The sequence below is a fragment of the Alteromonas sp. G5_S2_22_S1 genome (assembly GCF_054968525.1).
This window is the reverse complement of record NZ_JBQKUJ010000005.1, coordinates 100,723-123,731: the sequence shown is the minus strand read 5'-3', so window position 1 is coordinate 123,731 and position 23,009 is coordinate 100,723. Positions and strand designations below refer to the sequence as shown.

Below are 23,009 nucleotides of genomic sequence, written 5' to 3'. Positions count from 1 at the left end.
ACCGGGAGACGATGATATGACAATTGAATTTATCTTACCGGATATTGGTGAAGGTATTGTTGAATGTGAACTGCTTGAGTGGTTAGTGTCAGAGGGAGAGCACATAGAGGAAGACCAGCCTGTTGCTGAAGTTATGACAGACAAAGCCACGGTTCAAATTCCTGCTATGCATGCAGGTGTAGTGAACAAACTTCATTACGCCGTTGGCGATATAGCGAAAGTTCACGCGCCGCTTTTTTCCATGACGCCGGATGCAACGGATATAGCGCATAATGAACAGGCACCAGCCGACGCTGCTGTAGACACCACCGATGTGGTTGTAGACCTGCCGACTTCGACTTCGACTTCGACTTCAAACGCGAATGCAAATAAACAGGTAGAAGATTTTATCTTACCAGACATTGGTGAGGGTATTGTTGAATGTGAAATCGTTAAGTGGAACGTATCTGAAGGCGATGTCATAGAAGAAGACCAGGCTGTCGTTGAAGTAATGACAGATAAAGCGGTGGTTGAAATACCGGCAAAGAACGCGGGAACGGTACATCGACTGTATTACGCACAAGGTGATATAGCTAAGGTCCATAGCGCGCTGTTTTCATTAGAAGTAGAGGGAGGCACTGACCAGTCAGAAAGTCATTCGACTTATCAAGGCACGAGTGCTGAAAAAGCACGGTCTTCAGAAGCAACAACTAAGCAACAGACGTCAACTACGGTAGAGCTGTCAAAATTTAAAGAAGGTGAGTTTGAGCCTCCGGTTGCGATACCTGGTAAAGTGTTGGCAAGTCCGGCTGTAAGACGGGTTGCTCGAGAAAATAACATCGATTTGAATACCGTTAAGGGTTCCGGGAAGAAAGGCCGTATTCTAAAAACTGATGTTATAAACCTTGATAGCAACAGTAATGAGGCGTCGAAAGAGCAAGCAGCACATAGCACACCAACGCCTAACGCGTCAGCTAAGCGGGACATCAACACAATAACGCCTGGTGACGTAAGAACTGAAAAAGTGCGCGGTATTCAAGCGGCCATGGCGAAACAGATGTCGGCTTCTGTGTATACCATTCCGCACTTTACGGTAAGCGATGAGCTTGTCATGGACAGCTTAATGGCACTACGTAAACTGCTTAAGCCCGAGTTTGAAGCAAAAAATATCAAACTTAGCTTTATGCCATTTTTTGTTAAAGCGATGTCGCTTGCGCTGAATGAATTCCCAGCTATCAACAGTCAGCTAAACGAAGATGCTACCGAGATCAGTTATTTTAGCGATCACAATATTGGTTTTGCCGTAGATTCTAAAATTGGCCTACTGGTTCCCAACATCAAACGGGTTCAAGATTTGTCGCTGCTAGATATTGCAGAACAAATGCAAGACATTATTGAGCAGGCAAGAGCAGGGCGCGTTGCGGGCGAACACTTAAAAGGCGGCACAATTAGTATCTCAAATATCGGTGCTATTGGTGGCATTACCGCTACGCCGGTTATCAATAAACCAGAAGCTGCAATTGTAGCGTTAGGGAAAACGCAAAAGTTACCGCGTTTTGATGAAGAAGGAAACGTGAGCGCACAACACATTATGGCTGTGAACTGGTCTGGCGATCACCGCATTATTGATGGTGCGACTATGGTTCGCTTCAATAATTTGTGGATGAGCTACTTAACGCAACCTGAAAAAATGCTGATGCATCTAAGGTAAACCGCGTAAAAATCGTAACCGCTATGGCCTTGGTCAAGGACCAAGCAAATTGCATTAACAACAAAAGGGTTGATACATAGGCGTATTAACCCTTTTTTGTTTTGTGTACCTCGTGCGGCTATGGCGTTATCATAGGCTATATATGAAAAACAATGTTTCAGAGGTTTTGTGCTTAGTTATCAACACGCATTTCACGCTGGTAATCATGCCGATGTTATAAAGCACCTATGTTGGATAGGCGTTATCAATTCACTAAAGAAGAAAGATAAGCCCTTTACTCTTTTCGATACCCATGCAGGTGCTGGTACGTACGACTTAAACGATGCAATGTCATCGAAAAACAAAGAATACGAAACAGGCATTTCGCGAATTATAAAAACGGGCGCTGAACATGATTCGCTACCAGAGCTTTTGAAAGATTATCTGACGTTATGTGAACCTTTCTTAACAAAGCATCAATACCCCGGGTCACCTGCAATAAGTGCGACAGCGAAACGCGCTACCGATAACTTACACTTAATGGAGCTTCACCCCGCCGAGTTCGATAAGTTAGAAGCCAATATGGGTAAATTGCATTTGCGTAAAATGCATGTTCACAAGCGAGATGGCTACGAAGGTTTAAGAGCGCTTACGCCACCTAAACCTAATCGAGGCGCTATTTTAATAGATCCACCCTACGAGCGCGCATCCGAATATGGCGAGGTAATAAAAGGTGTAGAACAAGTTTTCAAACGTTGGCAACAAGCGCAAATCGTAGTTTGGTACCCCCTACTGTCTGAAAGGGCTGGCGCTAAACATGGGGCAAGCGAAACTATGTGCGATAAGCTTGCCGCGTTAAGAAAGCCCTGTTTTAAGGCCGAGATTTGTGTAGAAAAAAATACGCCAGAAGCGGGCATGTATGGTTCTGGGGTGTTTGTTTTGAACCCACCATGGCAGCTTGATAGCCAACTTGAATCAGCGTTACAGAACGTTGTACTGCAATTAGGCGCAAAAAGCAGTGACAGCAGTGCATCAACCTATGTGAGCTGGATAAACGAAGATAACTGATGGTAGTTCGCCCATGCAACCGGCGCTGAATATAGCGAAAATAACGCATGGTCACGCTCGCAGGCAGTGAAAGGTTAAAGTGAAAATAACACGATGTCGCAACTTAAAGGCCTAAAACACTTTTATATACCAGATGAACAGTCAATTTATCTGCTCTCTCACGCCGACGCAAAAAAGCTGAAAGACTGGGTGAATTTATGTATTTCTCAGTTAGAAAGCTTGGGCTATAGGGATATTGAACTGTTAGGTAAAGGGGCCTTTGGTTTCGCGTTTGCAGGCAGCGACCCAAGCGGTGAAGCAAGGGTTTTTAAATTTTCACGAATAACGTTACCTCAGCACGTACAAGACAGACTAGAAGAGGAAGCGTTTATGCTTTCTCACATCAATCACGAGTTTGTCCCTCGCTTTATCGAATACCAACAAATCCGCAAGCAGTCTATCTTAGTAATGGGCTTAGCCCCAGGTGAAGATTTAGAGAAAGTAAGCCTTAAAACCGGGCCTTTACCGCCGCGTATCATCGTAAAAATTGCCGTTCAGGTGGGAGAGCTTTTATCTAATTTCAGGCAATACAGCGAAAACGGCGAAATAAAACCCATTGTTCATGGAGATATTAAACCGTCAAATTTAGTATGGGATAAAGCTACTGAGACGGTTGGGCTTATAGATTGGGGGTCGTCGGTGTTCGCTCAAACAGACATTTCCGGGCAATATGTTGGCAATAATGTCATGGACTTGATGTCTGGTGAGCTTCACCAAACTAATGCGCGACTTGGTGATGTTTATTTTATTGGCGAGGAGCAGCTAAACGGCGCACTTTCAAGCCCACGTTTTGACGAACAGGGGTTAGCCAGTACCCTTTACGCACTAGCATCGGGTCAATCCTGCCGTTATGGCAGTAAGGTCATTACACCATCGTCGTTAGGCCTGCCTAAAATGTTAGCCAATATATTGGAATATATGCTTAGTGAAGACCCGGTAAAACGGCGCCAGGGCGGTGACTATTTGTTTAATCATCTTCACGTTTTAAAAAACATGGTATTTACCGACGATACGCCTCATCAATACACACCGTTAATTCCTACATGGCTGACTCACACTCGAGCAGATATAGAAACCGTTGTATACAGCTCGAGGAAATCCTATTTAAGGCAGCAAGCGCGTTTAACGAATGGCTTTGATGAAAAAGGTGCAGAGGAATTACGCTATATCGACGATGCTCAGTTTGATCGCTATTATAAAAACTATCTTCAAGGTATGGGCGATACTGAGAAAGCGTTTGTATCGGCAATCAGTAGATTAGGCCGCTATCCTGTTGTTGGCGGCATAGCCGTGCGCTGGGAGCCCGAAGGCATATATGTTGATTCAAGCCTTAATTTATACGATGAAACGTTGAAGGCAGCGTTTGAACTGGCTGTTAATAACGTTATTAACCTGGCTAGCGCCATTCACAAACCCGCCGTTTTTAAGTGTTGTATGTTTAACGCTAAAAATACGCTTCATATTGAGCGTGAGAGCGAGGAAGAAAAATTTATTCCTTCAAAAGCTATGGCTATTCCCTATGAACTATCAAAAGTGTCAGCGCAAAAAGATGAAAGTAGAACTCACTCTTATTTTGAAGATGGCGACGACCCGGATGAGCTACTAAAGCTACCACAAGATATCATTGATACCATTATTCAGCTTAACTCCATACATCACACAGGGTGTATAATATTTGAAGCATTGCCAACTCACCTCAAAATTCACAATTACTATACGTTGCTCGATCATAGTCAAGAGCAGCGGTTTAAAACCCTGTTAGCAAAGCTTGTCAAACAAATTCCTAACATAAAAGGGCTAGGCATATCAGGGTTTATGAAGTTACCCTATAAAGATACGCGCTTTTTTGAGCACAAAGCAAAATTGCCCGAGAAGTATTATCCGCGAAACCCCAAAGCAGTTATTGAAGAGAACGTACAACATGTCTGAAATTAAACTATCGTCACTATTTGAACTCGAAACAGTGGAAGCTGGCATCTATCGGGGTCAGAGCTGGGATTTAGGCTTTAGAGCTTTATTTGGCGGGCAGGTTTTGGGGCAAGCACTGGCGGCAGCCTATGAGACAGTATCACCAGACAGAGTGGCGCACTCATTTCATACCTACTTCTTATTGCCAGGCGATACAAAAAAACCGGTTGTTTACGATGTTGAAATAGTACGCGACGGAAGAAGCTTTTCAGCGCGTCGAGTGAAAGCGATACAAGATGGCAGAAATATTTTTTACATGACGGCATCTTTCCAGGTGCCACAAGATGGTATGGAGCATCAAAACCCCACCATGCCAGACGTTCCGGCGCCTGAAGACGTTCAGTCTGACATAGAGTTTTACGAAGCGAACTTCAACAAAATTGCGCGTCCCATGCAAGAAGCATTGAGCTACCATAAACCGGTAGATATTCGCACTGTAGATGCTGCTAATTCATATCACTCAGCTAAGCGTGAGCCTACTCGTTATATTTGGCTAAAAGCAAGAGACACAATGGATGCGCAATTAGCCGTGCACCAAGCTGCACTTGCTTACGCGTCAGATTACCACTTTCTTAGCACATCGCTACAGCCACACGGCGTTGCAGTGACCGATAAGTCTCTTCGAATTGCAACCATTGATCATGCTATGTGGTTTCATCGCCCAATTAGCATGAATGAATGGATGTTATATGCAATGGAAAGTCCTTTTAGTGGTGGTTCTAGAGGCTTGGTTAGAGGTCAAATATTTAACCAAAGTGGTGAACTTATTGCCTCAACCATGCAAGAAGGGTTAATGAGAAAAGTAGATGAATAGGGAGATAGGCATGCGTTATAAGTTAGGTTCAGAAACACCTGATGTTCATAAAAGCGTATTTATTGCGCCGGGCGCCCACGTTATTGGTAATGTTGAACTGAAAAAAGGCGCTAGCGTCTGGTTCAATGCCGTAATACGCGGGGATATGGACAAGATAACAGTGGGTGAAAACACTAATATACAAGACGGTAGTGTGCTTCATACAGACGCGGGTATTCCACTAGCTCTTGGTACCGGTGTAACTGTTGGGCACAAAGTCATGCTTCACGGGTGTGAAATTGGCGATTATTCGCTGGTGGGCATCAATGCTGTTGTGCTGAACGGCGCTAAAATTGGCAAGTATTGTATTATTGGCGCGAACGCACTAATCACCGAAAACATGGAAATTCCCGATTACAGTTTAGTTGTTGGCTCACCCGGAAAAGTAATCAGAAGTTTCGATAGTAGCGTAGAGCCTAAACTACAAGCGTCGGCGGCGCATTATGTTGAGAACGCTAAAAACTATCTAGCGTCACTAACGTTAATAAACGAGTAGTATCTTTTAACTTAACTTTCGCGTACCCCATAAAAAATGCCCAGAACAAACGTTCCGGGCCTAGGGGAATGGCTCATTGCTGAGCCGTGCGCTAACTTTTACTGGGAGAGTTATAACAAAATCTTCCAAACAGAATTTAATTATAGAATACGGCTGGATATTTTTTAAACAATTTTTGTGTGAATTTTATCTTACACACCTTAACTTAGGCTAATTGTAGTACTAAACCTATGCTTATCAAGTGACTACAATCTGGTCGGATGTGCTTCGCTCAACGGCTATTTCACTACCCATTTGCTATCTACTTTTATTTAGCGCTTCTTACTTAGTGTTCTATATATACGATTTAGAATCTATAACCAATTTCCCATTCATGTTATTTATCTTGGGAACAGGTGGTTGTTCCTTTTTATTAACATTGTAGTATGTCGAAAGTTATCGTAACTATGGATTACGATATTAATATTATAAACACGCCTTACATCGCTAAGAGGATGGATTATGCAATCGCTATCTACTTTTATTCCCCCTGAACGCACCTTGATGGGACCTGGACCGTCCGACGTTAACCCTCGCATACTGAATGCTATGGCAAGGCCAACACTTGGTCATTTAGACCCGTTGTTCATTGAATTAATGGACCAGACCAAACAACTACTTCAGAACGCTTTTAAAACCGAGAATGCGTTAACAATGCCAATTTCCGCACCTGGTTCGGCGGGAATGGAAGCGTGTTTTGTGAACCTTGTAGAGCCAGGCGATAAAGTCCTGGTTTGCATAAACGGCGTGTTTGGCATGCGCATGGTCGAAAATGTTGAACGCTGTGGCGGGGTAGCGATAACCGTCAACAATACATGGGGCGAGCAAACCGATTTAAATGCAGTAGAAGATGCGTTAAAAGCAGACCCTGCTATCAAGGTACTTGCTTTCGTACACGCCGAAACGTCCACTGGCGTACGTAATGAAGCCCAGGCACTTTGTGCTCTCGCTAAACAGTACGACTGCCTAAGTATCGTTGATGCCGTTACTTCGTTAGGTGGTATTGAGTTAGATGTAGACGGTTGGGAAATTGATGCAATTTATTCAGGTTCACAAAAATGTTTGAGCTGCGTTCCAGGTATTTCACCTGTTTCATTTAGTGAAAGAGCAGTGAACGTTATACAGAACCGGAAAACCAAAGTACAAAGCTGGTTTTTAGATATGAACCTTATTGTTGGCTATTGGGGGCAAGGCGCTAAGCGCGCTTATCACCACACGGCACCAGTAAATAGTATGTATGCCATGTATGAAGCGCTTCTTATTTTAAGAGAAGAGGGATTAGAAAATGCGTGGAAGCGCCATGCCAATGGCCATGCTAAGCTGGCTGCTGGTCTACATGATTTAGGATTAGATTTAACCGTAGATAGCAACTACCGTTTACCTCAGTTAAACGTAGTAAAAATTCCAGAAGGCATAGACGATGCTTCGGTTCGCAAGCAACTGTTGGAAGACTTCAGCCTAGAAATAGGCGCTGGCTTGGGTGAACACGCAGGCAAAGTATGGCGCATTGGTTTAATGGGATACGCGTGCAAGCCGCGTAACATCGACCACTGCCTTGCTGCGCTTCGAACTGTATTAAAGTAAAGCCCCAATGCACAGGCTTTTGTCTCGTAAGCTTAAGCGTCGGTGTTCACCCGCTTGTGAACACCGACGCTAGGACCAGTTGGTTGCCTAAGGGGCAACTATTTTCATCGCTTTCCGGCGCCCTTACCGTATAAAAACTACTTTTCACCGACGTATCAGATAACCTAGCTCATATTCAGTGTTACTATGCGGTTAGCCCGAGTATTCATAAACTATTCAGTTATAAACGCTTATCCTTGGTATTTAGTAATCATTGTCATTTAAGTCTGATGAGACCTAAGATGATTACATTAAATAACACCATCAATAAGGAAACCCTATGAAACTACTTTCGCTTAAAAAAAATGCAATACCTTCAAAAGCGCTTATAGCATCAGCGTTCTTGGCGTTATTAACGCCATTTGTCTGTGCGAGCGCCGCCGAGAGCGCTAGCATAAGTGTACAAGGGGTAGGTGCCATAGAGGTGACGCCCAACGCTTACTCTGTAACGCTTGTTGTGGAAGAGCAGGGCAACACGGTAGGCAAACTCAATACCCAACTCGATTCAGATTTGCGCGCTATTGTTACGTTCCTGCTTGAGCAGGGCATTGAACAAAAGCATATACAAAGTATGCAAGTTCGCTTACAACCGCGCTATATAAATACGCCTCAAGGTAGACAGCAAGAAGGCTTCACGTTATCTCGCGATATCACTGTTACATCGACTGATTTAGAAACCTATGACAAAGTACTCGATGGCGTACTTAAACGAGGCGTTGACCGCATACAACAATTTAACTTTATTTCTGTTGGTGAAGGTGATGCTTATCAAAAAGCACTTATTGCAGCGGTTAAGAACGCAAAGCAACGTGCACAGTTATTAGCGAAAGAATTAGAGGTTGAAGTAGGTGAAGTAGTTGCAATCTCTGAATCTGGTGGCAATATGCCGATTCCAGTAATGCGCGCCGAAGCTTTTGCCAAAGACATGTCTATGTCGCTGCCTGGTCAAGAACGTATTGAAGCGCGTGTAAATGTCTCATTTAAAATTGTTCAATAGCAGGAATATCGTTTGAAAGAACCACAGTACAGCCAGTTAATCAATCAAGCTAAAAGCTTGGTTTCTGGTGAACACGACCTTATCGCCAATATGGCCAATATCAGTGCGCTTTTATTCAACCACCTTGAAGAAGTGAATTGGGCTGGTTTTTATCTTTACAAAGAAGAACAGCTGGTATTAGGCCCGTTTCAAGGTCAACCCGCATGTATTCGTATTCCATTAGGGAAAGGCGTTTGCGGTACAAGTGCAAGTACTCGTACCGTACAGCGTATTGCTGATGTTCATCAGTTTGAAGGTCATATTGCATGTGATGCAGCATCAAACTCGGAAATTGTCGTTCCTCTTGTGCTAAATGACAGCCTTGTTGGTGTACTTGATATCGACAGTCCTGTATTTGAACGTTTTACAGAAGAAGACGAAAAAGGGCTTGTTGAAATTGCTCAAATTCTTATGGATTCGCAGAAATAGTTATGAAATCCAGTGTTGATATTCACGTTGTTTTATCCACGTTTGAGGATATGGAAGACTTTCACGATGACCCAGATGAGGCATCTGAACGTTTAAACTTTATTCTACATGCCGTTTATGACAACGCCGAAGAAGATATTGAAACACAGCGTTTAGAGCAAATTTTGCACTACGCATGGGAATCTTGGCAACAAGATAGACATTTATTAGAAATAGATGACGACGAATTGCTTGATTGGGTTGACCACACGCTGGCAACTTGGGATGATGCAGTTAACGATGAAATCTCCTGAATAATTTAGAAAGTTAATGGAATCACCAGAGAAGTTTACCAATAGTAAGGAAGTAATAGCTTTCCTTGCAGAGACCTTTCCGAAATGTTTTAGCATTGAAGGCGAGGCCCGCCCACTCAAGATCGGTATTTTTCAAGATCTTGCCGAACGTTTAGAAAAAGATGAACGCGTAAGTAAAACATTACTTCGTTCAACGCTTCGCCATTACACCAACAGCTGGCGTTATTTGTACAGCATCAAAGAAGGTGCTAATCGCGTGGACTTAGACGGCGTAGAAGGCGATGCTATTGAAAAAGAGCATGCAGACCACGCTAAACAACAGCTAGATGAAAGCAAAGCTAAAGCTGCCGAAAAGCGCAAAGCTAAGCTAGCTCAACAGCCCAAGCGCAAAGATAAACGACAATTTAACCGTCCAAAAGGTGAAAAATCTGCAAATTCGGACCATGCTGATACTAAGCGCGGAACTAAACCGAAAAATAACAGACCAAACACAACACCACCTGCGAAATTGACAGATAGCGATTTACAACAAGGTACGCAAGTTACCGTTAAATTAGGTAAAGCACCTATGCCAGCAGTAATCACCGAAGTTGCTAAAGATGGTATTCACGTTCAACTAGACTCAGGCATGGTAGTTAAAGTAAACGCAGACGCTTTACGTTTGGCACGCTCCAAGAGGTCGTAAATATGAGAGACATCCTTCGAATTTCCATCGCCAGTGCTTTTCTTACCGTTGGGGTAGGAGCAGGTGCTGTTACGTCAACACCAGAAGTAGACGAGCTTCCTATTTTGCAACAGGAATCTCAGCACAGTGTTGCGGCTAAGCGAGTAAGCGCACTCTTCACTAGGGCGCATTACAAGGAAATCGCGTTGGATGACGTCCTCTCGGCACGAGTTTATCAGCGCTTTATCGATTCGTTAGATCATAATAAGCAAGTTTTATTGTTATCTGACGTTGTGAGTTTTGAAAAATATCGCACGCTATTCGATGATGCGCTGAGTAAAGGCAACCTGTCAGTCGCTTATGACATGTACAATGTAAGCGCAAAACGCCGTATAGAACGCTATGAATTCGCGTTAGACTTATTAGAAAAAGGGCCGTTCGACTTCGAAAAAGAAGGAGACAAGTTCTTTTATGACAGAGAAGACGCTGAGTGGCCGGCGAATAAAGCCGAGCTAGATGAAATTTGGCGTCAACGTGTTAAATACGATGCGCTGAATCTTATTCTTGCTGACAAGACATGGGAAGAAGCGAAAGCGCTTCTAACTAAACGCTATACACGTGCCATTAAACGTACAAAGCAAGCAAAAAGCGAAGACGTTTTCCAAACGGCAATGAACGCTTTTGCACGCACAATTGAAGCGCACACAAGTTATTTATCTCCCCGCAATGCCGAACGTTTCCAGATGGACATGAACTTGTCTTTCGAAGGAATAGGCGCGGTGTTACAAAGTGAAGACGACTACACCGTTATTAAAAGTGTTGTTCCAGGCGGTCCTGCCGATGAGTCAGGTGCAATTAAGCCGGAAGACAAAATTGTTGGTGTAGCGCAAGACGATGAAGAATTCGTCGATGTTATCGGCTGGCGTTTGGACGAAGTGGTTGAGCTTATAAAAGGGCCAAAGGGTAGTACGGTTCGTCTTCAAGTCGAAAAAGGGGCGACCGAGTCGAAAACCACGTCAGTTGTAAGCCTTACCCGCGATAAGATCAAACTTGAAGATCGGGCTGCTAAGTCTGAGGTTTACGTCCCTGAAACAGGCCCTCATGCAGATGAGCCCCTTGGCGTTATTACTATCCCAAGTTTTTACAACAACCTAAGCATGGATGTTGCAAAAGAAATTGAAAGCTTAAAAGCACAAAATGTTAAAGGGGTAATTGTTGATTTACGCGGTAATGGCGGCGGGTCACTTACCGAAGCGACACTGCTAACAGGTCTATTCATTGAAAAAGGGCCAGTGGTTCAAATTCGTTATGGCCAAAGTAAGGTTAGCGTAAACCGCGATACCGATGGTGAAGTTGCGTACGACGGTCCGTTAACTGTACTTGTCGATAGATACAGCGCCTCTGCGTCGGAAATATTTGCAGCTGCCATGCAAGACTACAACAGAGCATTAATCGTCGGTGAACAAACCTTTGGTAAGGGCACGGTGCAACAACATCGCGGCTTAGGCAAAATTTACGACCTGTACGATAATCCATTAGGTAGTGTTCAATTTACTATTGCTAAGTTCTATCGCATTGATGGCGGAAGCACGCAGCACAAAGGTGTAATTCCAGATATCCTTTATCCATCTGCCGTAGAACCTGCAGAGTGGGGCGAGAGTCAGGCTGAAAATGCATTGCCGTGGGATAGCATTAATCGTGCAAATTACACTACCTTTGCTGATGGCACCGCGGCGCTAGATGTGCTGACTGCTAAACACAATAAGCGTATTATGCAAGATCCTGAATTTTCTTATATTCATGAAGACATCAAGGAATATAAAGAAAATAAAGACAAGGATTTTATTTCATTAGTTAAGTCTGAACGTGAAGCAGAGAAAAAAGAAGCGGAAGAAAAGTCGCTTGCTCGTGCTAACGAACGTTTACAGCGTATGGGAATGGAAACGGTCTCAACATTGGACGACCTACCTGAAGATATGGAAGAATTAGACCCATTCTTAGATGAAGCGGCCAATATAACTTTCGATATGATTGAAACAGGCCGTTACGCAATAACAAGAAACTAAATGATTAGAAGAAAGGGCTGGTCTAGGGCCAGCCCTTTTTTTGTGTCTATAAATTATTAAAACAATAATAAAGGGAAATAACATGGCTATCAGAGGCGAATTTTCCTCTAGAATTGGGTTCGTGCTAGCAGCGGCAGGCTCGGCAGTTGGACTCGGCAATATCTGGGGTTTTCCCACCAAGGTAGCGAGCAACGGTGGTGCAGCGTTTGTCCTCGTCTACTTACTTCTCGCATTCGTACTTGCATACCCCGTTCTAATGGCTGAGCTTATAATAGGGCGCAGCTCACGTTCTAACATGGTTGATGCCTTAGGCAAAATATCCGGTAACTTCATTGGTAGAGCGACTGGTATATGGGGCTGTATTACAGTTTCACTTATTCTTGCTTTTTATGCCATTGTTGGCGGTTGGATGCTGGTTTACTTCGCTGACTCGGCAGTCAATATTGTCGGGCTATCTAGCGCAAGTGACTGGCTGCTTACCTCTTCGGTTACGCGTAACATTTTATTTTGCTTTCTTTTCATGAGCTTAACCGCATTTATTGTTGTGGGTGGGGTAAAAGCAGGTATAGAGAAGTGGTCGGTTCGACTAATGCCCACCTTGGTTATTCTCATTCTTGCGTTGATTGTATATGTAAGTTTGCAACCCGGTGCTTCAGAAGGCTGGGCGGCCTATTTAGTGCCCGACTTTTCACGCGTGTTAGACCCAGAGTTACTTATCAACGCCATGGGGCAGGCGTTCTTTTCCATGTCCTTAGGCGTGGGCACTATGTTGGTTTACGGCTCGTATTTAAGCAAAAAAGAAAACTTACCCACCATTGGTGCATCTGTAGCCTTGGTTGATATTGGCGTGGCAGTTATTGCAGGTATGCTAATTATTCCCGCTATGTACGTCGCTTTAAATAACGGTGTGGAAATCTTTACGCCAGAAGGTGCGTTAATTCAAGGTGACTCACTTATTTTCAAGGTACTGCCTGCCTTATTCGAAACCATTGGCACTGTCGGTCTGTTTGTAGCCTTTACGTTTTTTGCACTCATGGCCATTGCTGCGGTCACGTCGTCAATATCGATGCTAGAAGTCCCGGTCGCCTATATGGTGGAAAGCAAAGGCTTAAAACGCAAAAAAGCCGTGTTGCTGATGGCCACCATTATCTTCATTTTAAGCTGCGTCATTATTCTTAATTTTGAATTGCTGTTTGGCTTTGTTATTGCGCTTACCACCGAGTACAGCCAACCCTTACTAGGGTTAGCGCTTTGCATATTTGCAGGGTGGGTATGGAGACGAGACGCAATATTAGAAGAACTAAAGCAAGGCGATCAGTTTGCTGAGCACAGCATCTTTTGGAAAATCTGGCCGTGGTATGTGCGCTTTGTTTGCCCAGTAATCATAGCGTTGATGTTCTATCGCTCGGTGTTTTAACCCTCGGTGTACAATGAATTCAACACGCGTAGCCCGTTGTAAATACAATAATAAGGTTTTTAAAAACGACAATGACGAATAAAGAATTAAGAACGCCGTCACTTCTCGATGCACTTCTTCCTATACTTGCTCTTATAGTAATGATGGGAAGCGCAGTGTACCTTTTCGCTGATAACTCGTCTTACGGCCCGAACCAAATTGCACTTCTTCTCGCTATGGGTTTAGCTGCTATTATTGGCATGAAAAATGGCTATAGCTGGAAAACGATAGAAAAGGGCATTGTTGACGGTATTTCTATGTCCCTAGGTGCCTGCTTAATTCTTCTTGCTGTTGGGTCACTTATCGGTACTTGGATGCTAGCGGGTACGGTTCCAACCCTAATATATTTTGGTTTAGAGTTACTTAACCCCTCTTTTTTCTATGCCGCAGCATGTTTAATTTGTGCCGTTGTAGCGATGAGTATTGGAAGTTCTTGGACTACCGCAGCTACCGTCGGTGTCGCGCTAATGGGCGTATCCGCAGGTATGGAAATGTCAGCGGCGATAACCGCAGGCGCAGTGGTTTCTGGTGCGTATTTCGGCGACAAGATTTCTCCGTTGTCAGAAACAACAAACTTAGCACCCGCAGTAGCTGGAACCGATTTGTTTGAACATATTCGCTATATGCTTTGGACTACTATCCCAAGCTTTGTTATCGCGCTTGTTTTATTTACCATCTTAGGATTCAGTGAAGTAGGCGAAGCTAAGGCAGAGCGCATTGAACAAATGCAGCAGCTTTTAAATGCCTCCTTCGACCTAGGTTGGCACCTGCTTATTCCGTTGGTTGTATTGCTTACACTTGCCATTAAAAAAATGCCTGCGTTTCCTGCGGTATTTATCGGTGCGCTGTTAGGCGGTGTTTGGGCAGTGGTATTTCAGTGGGATGTAGTAATGTCTATGGCAAGCAGCGACGACTCAGCCAATGTTGGCGCACTAAAAGTCGTGTGGACGGCGCTTTTTGACGGCGTAAGCTTTTCTACACCCGACGAGAACTTAAATAGCTTGCTGTCTCGCGGTGGTATGTCATCCATGCTTAATACTATTTGGCTAATCATTTGCGCAATGTCTTTTGGCGCAGTACTTGAACGGGTTGGCCTACTTAAACGCGCGGTATCTGCTATTTTACTTGGCGCAAAATCGGCGGGCGATATGGTCAGCCGTACTATTCTTACTTGTTTTGGTACAAACCTTGTTACTGCTGACCAGTATATATCTATTGTTATGCCAGGGCGTATGTACAAAGAAGAGTTTAAAAAGCGTGGTTTAGATCAACTCAACTTGTCTCGTAGCCTTGAAGATGGCGGCACGCTTACCTCTCCACTTATTCCATGGAACACGTGTGGTGCTTATATGCACAGCGTATTGCTTGTGAATCCGTTTGACTACGTGTTTTATGCTTTCTTTAACGTTATCAATCCGATCCTTGCTATTATCTATGCGTATTTAGGTATTAAGATTTTACGAATCACACCACCTACGGTTGAAGTAAACAGTAAAGAAACCGTTTAAAAAAACGTTCCATTACATCCACGTAGGCTTTCTTTTAGGAGGATCTATGTCAGTTCAAGCTAAACGCCGGGCGGATTATCAGCCGCCCGCTTTTTCAATAGCGACAGTTGACCTACACATTACGCTTCACCCAACCGAAACTAAGGTTGTTAGTACCCTTGCCATCGCGCGTAACGGCGCGCACAACGCCCCCTTAGTGCTAGATGGGGACGGACTAGAGCTTAATGCCATAGCCGTTAATGGCGAAGCTTTATCTGAAGAATTTTACACCCTTGGTGACAATACGCTAAGTATTAACAGCGAACTCGATACGTTTGAGTTAGTCATTACGACAACTATTGCTCCTGAGCACAATAAAGCACTCGAGGGCTTGTACCTTTCAGGCGGCGCATATTGCACACAATGTGAAGCTGAAGGCTTTCGTCGTATTACGTATTTTATGGACCGCCCAGACGTCTTGTCAGTTTATACGGTTACTGTAGTAGCTGATAAATCTATTCCTATGCTGCTAGCCAACGGTAACCCAGTTGACAAAGGAGATATTGACGCGAGCAGCCACTTTGTTAAATGGCACGACCCCCACCCAAAACCTTGTTACCTTTTTGCGCTTGTTGCCGGTGATTTTGATTTACTTACCGATAGTTATACGACAAGCAGTGGTAAAGAAGTCGCCCTTGAGCTTTATGTTGATAAAGGTAAAAAGTCTCAAGGAGGGTTCGCCTTAGAATCATTGAAACGGGCGATGAAGTGGGATGAAGACGTCTTTGGCCTAGAATACGACCTTGATATCTACATGATAGTGGCCGTCGACTTCTTTAATATGGGGGCAATGGAGAACAAAGGGCTTAATGTTTTTAATAGCAAATTTGTTCTGGCCGACCAAGAAAGCGCGACAGACGATGATTTTTTCAATGTAGAATCTGTGATTGCACACGAATACTTCCATAATTGGACAGGCAACCGCGTCACCTGCAGAGATTGGTTTCAGCTAAGTCTTAAAGAGGGGCTAACGGTATTTAGAGACCAGCAGTTCAGTGCTGATATGACATCAGCGCTTAGTAATCGCATTAAACATGTGCGGGTCATGCGAGAGCACCAATTTGCTGAAGACGCCAGCGCAATGAGTCATCCTATCCGCCCCGAAGAAGTGATTGAAATGAATAACTTCTATACGGTTACGGTATACGATAAAGGCGCTGAGGTGATCCGTATGTTCCATACGCTTTTAGGCCCAGATGGCTTTAGGCGTGGAATGGATGAGTACTTTAAACGCCATGATGGGCAAGCGGTAACATGTGACGACTTTATTTCAGCTATGCAGTCTGCTACTGATTTAGATTTAACCCAGTTTGCACGTTGGTACAGTCAGTCCGGAACACCGGTTATCTCTGTCGAGCATAAAATTCAAAACGATGACAATGATGACGTTGTCCATACGTTTACCTTGTCACAACATACGCCCGCCACGTCCGATCAAAGTGAAAAGGAATCGCTGTATATTCCGGTAAACATTGAAATTATTGATGATGAAGGAAATACATACACTGATAATGAGTCGATGATTCAAAATGGCATGGTAATTTTGAATGCGCCCTCGATGAGTTTTACCGTAAATGCCGAAAATGCTTCATTAACGCCTGTGGTGTTGGGTAATTTTTCTGCGCCGGCTAAAGTCGAAAACCCACTTGATACAGCATCACTGCTCACTATCTTTAAGTATGCCAAAGACCCGTTTAATCGTTGGGATGCAATGCAGACCCTATACGACCGCTGTATTAAACAGATTGAAGATGCACCAGGCTGTGCGATTAGCAATGATATTTGGGAAGGCATCAAGCAAGCAATTGCACAAGAGCAAAGTAATCTTGAGTTGTTAGGTGAGTGCTTAGTTATCCCGTCATTTGAAACCTTGTGTCAAAGCCGCAGTAACATTAACGTTTCTGCACTTTCGAAAGCGCGAAAAGCATTTTGTGATCAATTTGCACAAGCGCTTGAGCAAGAATTATTGCAAGTATTTAACAACATAGATGCAGCATCATACAGTTACACGCAAGACGCAGTAAACCAACGTCGCTGCAAGAATGTGGTGCTTGCACACTTAGCACGGTTACCTCAACATGAAGGCGCTATTGTCGCGCAGTTTGATGCTGCAGATAACATGACCGATACACTAGGGGCTCTAAGAAGCGCTCAACATTGTAATTCCGCGACATTTGATACCCTAATGGCACGATTTGAAGCAACGTGGAATCACGACCCACTGGTATTAGACAAGTGGTTTGCGCTTCACGCTACGCAAAATCGTGACGATATTTTTGCCACTATTACCATGCTTTGTGAACACCCGCAGTTCGCAATGAGTAACCCGAATCGCGTACGTTCTGTTATTGGAAGTTTTGCTTTTTATAACAGCGAAAGGTTCCATGCATTAGATGGCAGTGGGTATAAGTTTGTTACCGACTATTTGCTTAAGCTCGATGCAGTTAACCCGCAAGTAGCAGCGCGAATTGTAACACCACTAACGCAGTGGCAAGGGTTTGCAAACGAACATCAAGTATTGATGAAACAGCAGCTTGGGCGTTTATTAAATCATAAAGGCTTAAGTAAAGACGTGTTCGAAAAAGTAAGTAAAAGCCTTGCTTATGACAAGCATTAGCCCGACTGACGCTGTCTTTTACTTTTCAATAAACGCACCTTACAAACAATGTGAGGTGCTGTATGCCCCAACTATGCCTGATGTTGTTATGGTTAGCGAGTCAGGCCTTAGTGTACAAGTACCTACAAACCGGCTTCGCCAGTTTGTAACATCACAGGGTATAAAGGGCCGTTTCAGGATGGTCGTTGATATCAATAAAAAAATTAAATCTTTTGAAAGGCTCGCGTAGGGCCTTTGAACTTATGATGCACGTCATTTTCATTTCACAACCTCTCTCGTGCAGCTTCCTTGTTTAGGTTAGTTAAGCTCACATATCGCTCACACCCCTGAAAAGCGCATTAAATACAAAATCACAACAAATCTGTACATTTTTCCTGCGAGATTATAAATGCCTTTTATACTCACAATAAAGCAATAACTATTTGATACGACTAATGTTGTAAATTTTGTTAACTGGTAGGATTAGTTCTTGCGGTTATGGCAAAATGATGTAATGATTTTGTTAATCGTTATGGTTGGTCATGATGTCACGTATTAAGTCACATCGACTTGGGAGTATAAAAATATGAAAAATGGGCCTAGCGCTTTTAAGATATCACCGGTAGCAGCGGGAGTTCTCTCACTGTTAGGTGCTGCTGCAGTACCTGTACACGCTGCAAATTGGCAGGTAGGTGATGTGAGTATATCTTTAGATTCAACATTTACCTTAGCTACTAGCATTCGAACTGAAGCACGAGATTACGACCTTATCGGTAACAGTAACCACCCTCAGTTCGATTGGAGCGGTTATCACGCAGCATTCAATCCTTTATACCCAAGTGGCGATGTGTGGGGTTTAGCCGATGGTGCTTATTCTACTAATGGTGACCTTGGTAACCTTGCACACGATCCAGGTGACGCGTTTGCAACGCAAATTTCAGGTACACATGAATTAGATATTAACTTCGGTGACTACGGTTTCTTCGCAAGGGGTTTCTGGTTCTATGATTTTGAGCAAATGGATGGTGATCGTCCATATTCTAACCCGATAACGGGCAACCAATACGACCTGTGTCAAGATCCAGAGGCGGAAGACCTTTTATGTACAGACGTTCGTTTGTACGATGCTTTCTTCTATGGCGATTGGTGGATTGGCGACAAGCCACTTACCCTTCGTGTTGGCCGCCAAGTAATCAGCTGGGGTGAGAGTACTTTCATTCAGCATGGTATTAACACGACCAACCCTGTGGATGTAACGCGTGCTCGTGCACCAGGTGCCGAACTTAAAGAAGTATTCTTACCGGTAGGTATGGTTTATGCGTCTTTGGGCCTTACCGATACGGTGAGTATTTCAGGTTATTATCAATATGAGTGGCAACGCAGCTGGCTCCCTGTGTCGGGCAGCTACTTCGCGGGTAACGACTTTGCAGGTGAGGGCGGTCAACGCCAGAATATTCAATTAGGTTTTAGTGGTAACCCTGATATTGACCTAGATCATTTATTGACTGCATTGAATGGTTACGGTGATTTATTACGTTCAGGCGCTGATGCTGCAGATATATCTCAGGCTTATCTCGCTTATCCGACAAAAGTTGCCATTCGTGGCTTCTCGGATGATGCGCATAATGATGCAGACGACCAAGGTCAATATGGCTTGCGCTTGACGTGGTTCGCTGAGAATTTGAATGAAACAGAATTTAGTTTCTATCACATTAACTATCACAGCCAGCGCCCGCTTATTTCAGGTAAAACATCAGACTTTACTGCTGAAGGTATCGGGGCAGACCTAGCGTTCCTAGCCACTAACACGGTTACTCGAGATAACATTACAGAGTTGGGTGCGTTCACGCAGTCTGAATTCTACTATCCAGAAGACATCAAACTTTACGGTATGAGCTTTAACACCAACATTGGTACTACGGCTCTTGCTGGTGAATTTGCCTATCGCGTAGATGAACCACTTCAAATAGATGATGTAGAGTTACTTTACATGGGTATGCCTGAACAGTTAGCTAACGCAGGTCTACGTCCAGATCTTGAGGGAATCTCTCAGCTAAATAACATTGGTAGAGCGGTTGGCCCAGGTGAAACTGCAGAGGGTTTCCTTTTCTCTGATACATGGCAAATGCAGTTCACCGCGTCACATGTATTTGGTCCTAAATTTGGCTCTGACAATTTCGTGCTTCTAGGTGAAGTAGGTTATGTAAACGTTGTTGATATGCCAGACCCAGACGTAATTCGTTTGAACGCACCGGGTACTGCTCGCACACCGTCACTCGAACCAATTAACGGTAACTCTCGTGAAGGTCTACATATTGGGCTTTCAGACGGCCCAGAGACTAACCCGTTTGCAACTGACGACGCGTGGGGCTATCGCTTATTGGCGGTTGCTGACTACAACTCAATATTCGCTGGCATGAACCTTCGTGTTCGCGGTACTTTCTCTCATGACGTTGAGGGTACTACGCCAGATCCATTATTCCTTTTCACAGAAGATGTTAAGTCTGCTGCACTTTCTTTCACGTTCGACTATTTAAGTAAATGGTCTGCAACGGCGTCTTACAGTGCATTCTGGGGCGGCATTGGTACAACTAATGCGCTATCTGACAGAGACTTCGTTTCGTTTAACATCAAATATGCAATCTAAAGAGTGGTATTTATGATTAGAAAAGTAGGAATTATCGCTGCGGCCTTGTCACTGGCTTTATCTGGTTCAAGCGCTATGGCTAAAGTGTCTGAAGCAGACGCAAACAAATTAGGTAACGAACTTACGCCGCTTGGCGCAGAAAAAGCGGGTAATGCTGATGGCAGTATCCCTGCTTGGACTGGCGGTATTACCTCAGCACCGGCTGGTTACACAGTAGGTGATCATCACCCTGACCCATACCCAGAAGACAAGGTGTTGTTCGAGATAACAGCGCAGAACTATAAAGAATATGCGGAATTCTTGTCTGAAGGCCAGAAGAAGCTTTTCGAGGCTTACCCAGAAACTTTCCGTATGCCGGTTTACCCAACCCGCCGCTCTGCGTCAAACCCTCAGGCTATTTATGATGCGACTAAGGTAAACGCAACTCGCGCAGAGCTTCTCGACGACGGTAATGGTCTTAAAGGTGCAGTTTTGGGTATCCCATTTCCAATACCACAAAACGGTCTCGAAGCAATTTGGAACCACATTCTTCGTTATCGCGGAGCAGCGGTTCAGCGTAACGGTGGACAAGCAGCAGTTACTACCGGTGGTGATTACAACGTAATCGGTTTTGATGAGCAGTTGCTTATTAAATATGCAGAAGAAGACGCGACGCCAGAGAAGCTTACAGAAGACAACATTTTGTTTATGTTTAAGCAAAAGGTAACTAAACCAGCACGTTTGGCAGGGACAGCGTTGCTTGTACACGAAACGGTTGACCAAGTTAAAGAGCCGCGTAAAGCGTGGACGTATAACACCGGTCAGCGTCGTGTACGCCTAGCACCTAATATCGCCTACGACACGCCAGGAACAGCGGCTGATGGCCTACGTACTACCGATGATTTCGATATGTTTAACGGCTCTCCAAACCGTTATGACTGGAACCTCGTTGGTAAGAAAGAAATGTATGTTGCGTATAACAACTATGCACTGCATTCAGATAGTGCTTCTTACGAAGATATTCTAAAGCCAAATCACGTTAACCCAGACCTTACACGTTGGGAAAAACACCGTGTATGGGTTGTTGAAGCAACGCTGAAAGAAGGTTTCCGTCACATTTATCAAAAACGTGTATTCTTCATTGATGAAGATAGCTGGCAAATTCAAGTTGCTGATATGTATGATAATCGTGGCGAACTCTATCGAGTTGGTGTAGCTTATGGTGTGAACTACTATGAAGTTCCTACACAGTGGTCAACGCTAGATGCGTATTACGATTTGAACTCTCGTCGTTACTTGGCCATTGGCCTTGATAACGAAGAGCAGATGTACGACTTCACCGTACGCCCCCGAGACGTAGAATTTACGCCTCAGGCGTTACGACGAGAAGGTATGCGCTAATCGCCTTACACAACAAACGGTTGGCAATTGCCGACCGTTTTTGTATGCAGACAATTATAAATAGGGGGAATGGTTAATTATGAAAAAAACCATTGCAGCGTGCATTGCCGCCACATTCGCAGTTAATTACTCTACAGCTGCACTTGCCGAAGAAGCATTCATGGCACCATTGGTTGAGCAATCGGTTCTTTTGGACATAGACGCTGATTCATTTGTCGTTATTGTCGGTGAACGCGGTCACGTATTAGTGTCAGAAGATGGTAAGGCGTTTAATCAAAAAGCCGTACCAACTCAATCAACGCTTACAGCAACTACGGTTGTTGGCGAAAATATTTGGGCAGTAGGTCACGACGCTGTCATTCTTCACTCTTCAGATAAGGGCGAAACCTGGGAGATACAAAATTATCAACCTGATCTTCAACGCCCATTTTTAGATGTATTATTCTTTGATGATAAGCAAGGTATAGCCACCGGTGCCTATGGCCTGTTTTATCGTACTTTAGACGGTGGGAAGACGTGGGCTGCGGAGCGCCATGCCAGCCTGCTTGACCCCATGGATCAAGAATATCTCGAAGAGGTTCGCAAAGAAGACGAGGCGTTTTATCAACAAGAACTTGAATCTATATTACCCCACCTTAATCGCGTTACCCTTGACGGTGATACGCTTTACCTTGCGGGCGAAGCAGGTTTGCTTGCCAAAAGTACCGATATGGGACAGTCGTGGGAGCGCTATTATGTTGATTACACAGGGTCATTCTTCGATATTAAACCGTTAGATGAAAACACCGTTTTGGCGGTGGGCCTTCGCGGGAACATTTTTGTAAATAAAAACCAAGGTGAATGGGAGTACGTTCAGACCTGTTCAACCAGTACGCTTAACTCAATTCTTATTGGCTCTGAGTCGAAGGTTTATGCTTTAGGTAACAACGGAATGATGGTTAGCGCACAGCGCCCACTTCCAACTAGCATGCGTGACCCTTATGCCAACCCTTCGGATTGCAAAGCTGACGATGGCATTGTCGTATCTCAGATTAAAGATAAAGCCGCGCTTTTAAATGCCACACAGTTTAACGGTACAAGCATTGCTGTTACCGCAAATGGCATTAAAACGTTGAATTTAAAATAGGGCAGTATAAGAAC

Annotated in this window: 18 protein-coding genes; all 18 read left to right on the top strand. The window is 44.1% G+C overall.

What is annotated here, in order from left to right:
- The first annotated feature begins 16 nt into the window (after positions 1 to 16).
- The 18 genes from ACTRWF_RS07690 to ACTRWF_RS07605 all read left to right on the top strand — a co-directional run bounded on the left by ACTRWF_RS07690 (position 17) and on the right by ACTRWF_RS07605 (position 22,995).
- Positions 17 to 1,690: a 2-oxo acid dehydrogenase subunit E2 gene (locus tag ACTRWF_RS07690; RefSeq protein ID WP_462835324.1), complete on the top strand. Its 1,674-nt coding sequence runs from the start codon at positions 17 to 19 to the stop codon at positions 1,688 to 1,690.
- 168 nt (positions 1,691 to 1,858) lie between these two features.
- On the top strand, positions 1,859 to 2,737 hold the full coding sequence (locus ACTRWF_RS07685) for a 23S rRNA (adenine(2030)-N(6))-methyltransferase RlmJ (RefSeq protein WP_462835323.1): 879 nt from the start codon (positions 1,859 to 1,861) through the stop codon (positions 2,735 to 2,737).
- A gap of 93 nt (positions 2,738 to 2,830) precedes the next feature.
- Complete coding sequence (locus tag ACTRWF_RS07680; protein ID WP_015067257.1) at positions 2,831 to 4,705, top strand: protein kinase domain-containing protein; 1,875 nt, start codon at positions 2,831 to 2,833, stop codon at positions 4,703 to 4,705.
- On the top strand, positions 4,698 to 5,558 hold the full coding sequence (gene tesB, locus ACTRWF_RS07675) for an acyl-CoA thioesterase II (protein WP_020743611.1): 861 nt from the start codon (positions 4,698 to 4,700) through the stop codon (positions 5,556 to 5,558). The genes ACTRWF_RS07680 and tesB overlap by 8 nt, the downstream gene beginning before the upstream one ends.
- A gap of 10 nt (positions 5,559 to 5,568) precedes the next feature.
- Positions 5,569 to 6,093 (top strand): gamma carbonic anhydrase family protein, encoded by a 525-nt coding sequence (locus ACTRWF_RS07670; RefSeq protein ID WP_020743612.1) that lies wholly within the window; start codon positions 5,569 to 5,571, stop codon positions 6,091 to 6,093.
- Between the two features lie 501 nt (positions 6,094 to 6,594).
- Positions 6,595 to 7,716, top strand: a complete 1,122-nt coding sequence (locus tag ACTRWF_RS07665) for an aminotransferase class V-fold PLP-dependent enzyme (protein WP_462835322.1) — start codon at positions 6,595 to 6,597, stop codon at positions 7,714 to 7,716.
- Positions 7,717 to 8,035: 319 nt separating this feature from the next.
- The gene (locus ACTRWF_RS07660; protein ID WP_462835321.1) at positions 8,036 to 8,752 is read left to right on the top strand and encodes an SIMPL domain-containing protein; all 717 of its coding nucleotides are present in this window, start codon (positions 8,036 to 8,038) and stop codon (positions 8,750 to 8,752) included.
- Positions 8,753 to 8,764: 12 nt separating this feature from the next.
- Positions 8,765 to 9,220 (top strand): GAF domain-containing protein, encoded by a 456-nt coding sequence (locus ACTRWF_RS07655; protein ID WP_012518487.1) that lies wholly within the window; start codon positions 8,765 to 8,767, stop codon positions 9,218 to 9,220.
- Between the two features lie 2 nt (positions 9,221 to 9,222).
- Positions 9,223 to 9,513 (top strand): hypothetical protein, encoded by a 291-nt coding sequence (locus ACTRWF_RS07650; RefSeq protein ID WP_012518488.1) that lies wholly within the window; start codon positions 9,223 to 9,225, stop codon positions 9,511 to 9,513.
- A 16-nt stretch (positions 9,514 to 9,529) separates the two neighbouring features.
- On the top strand, positions 9,530 to 10,198 hold the full coding sequence (gene proQ, locus ACTRWF_RS07645) for an RNA chaperone ProQ (RefSeq protein ID WP_462835320.1): 669 nt from the start codon (positions 9,530 to 9,532) through the stop codon (positions 10,196 to 10,198).
- A gap of 2 nt (positions 10,199 to 10,200) precedes the next feature.
- Positions 10,201 to 12,243, top strand: coding sequence for a carboxy terminal-processing peptidase (gene prc / locus ACTRWF_RS07640; protein WP_012518490.1), 2,043 nt, complete (start codon positions 10,201 to 10,203; stop codon positions 12,241 to 12,243).
- 82 nt (positions 12,244 to 12,325) lie between these two features.
- Positions 12,326 to 13,660, top strand: a complete 1,335-nt coding sequence (locus ACTRWF_RS07635; protein WP_020743615.1) for a sodium-dependent transporter — start codon at positions 12,326 to 12,328, stop codon at positions 13,658 to 13,660.
- 71 nt (positions 13,661 to 13,731) lie between these two features.
- Positions 13,732 to 15,207 carry a Na+/H+ antiporter NhaC gene (gene nhaC, locus ACTRWF_RS07630; protein WP_024016331.1) on the top strand — a complete coding sequence of 492 codons (1,476 nt, stop codon included), beginning with the start codon at positions 13,732 to 13,734 and terminating at the stop codon, positions 15,205 to 15,207.
- 46 nt (positions 15,208 to 15,253) lie between these two features.
- Entirely contained in the window at positions 15,254 to 17,863 is a 2,610-nt protein-coding gene (pepN, locus tag ACTRWF_RS07625) for an aminopeptidase N (protein WP_462835319.1), read from the top strand.
- Positions 17,850 to 18,092: a DUF2835 family protein gene (locus ACTRWF_RS07620; protein WP_015067264.1), complete on the top strand. Its 243-nt coding sequence runs from the start codon at positions 17,850 to 17,852 to the stop codon at positions 18,090 to 18,092. The genes pepN and ACTRWF_RS07620 overlap by 14 nt, the downstream gene beginning before the upstream one ends.
- A 336-nt stretch (positions 18,093 to 18,428) precedes the next feature.
- Entirely contained in the window at positions 18,429 to 20,489 is a 2,061-nt protein-coding gene (locus ACTRWF_RS07615) for a DUF1302 domain-containing protein (protein ID WP_020743617.1), read from the top strand.
- 12 nt (positions 20,490 to 20,501) lie between these two features.
- The gene (locus tag ACTRWF_RS07610) at positions 20,502 to 21,869 is read left to right on the top strand and encodes a DUF1329 domain-containing protein (protein ID WP_020743618.1); all 1,368 of its coding nucleotides are present in this window, start codon (positions 20,502 to 20,504) and stop codon (positions 21,867 to 21,869) included.
- 79 nt (positions 21,870 to 21,948) lie between these two features.
- Positions 21,949 to 22,995 (top strand): WD40/YVTN/BNR-like repeat-containing protein, encoded by a 1,047-nt coding sequence (locus ACTRWF_RS07605; protein ID WP_020743619.1) that lies wholly within the window; start codon positions 21,949 to 21,951, stop codon positions 22,993 to 22,995.
- Positions 22,996 to 23,009 lie beyond the last annotated feature (14 nt).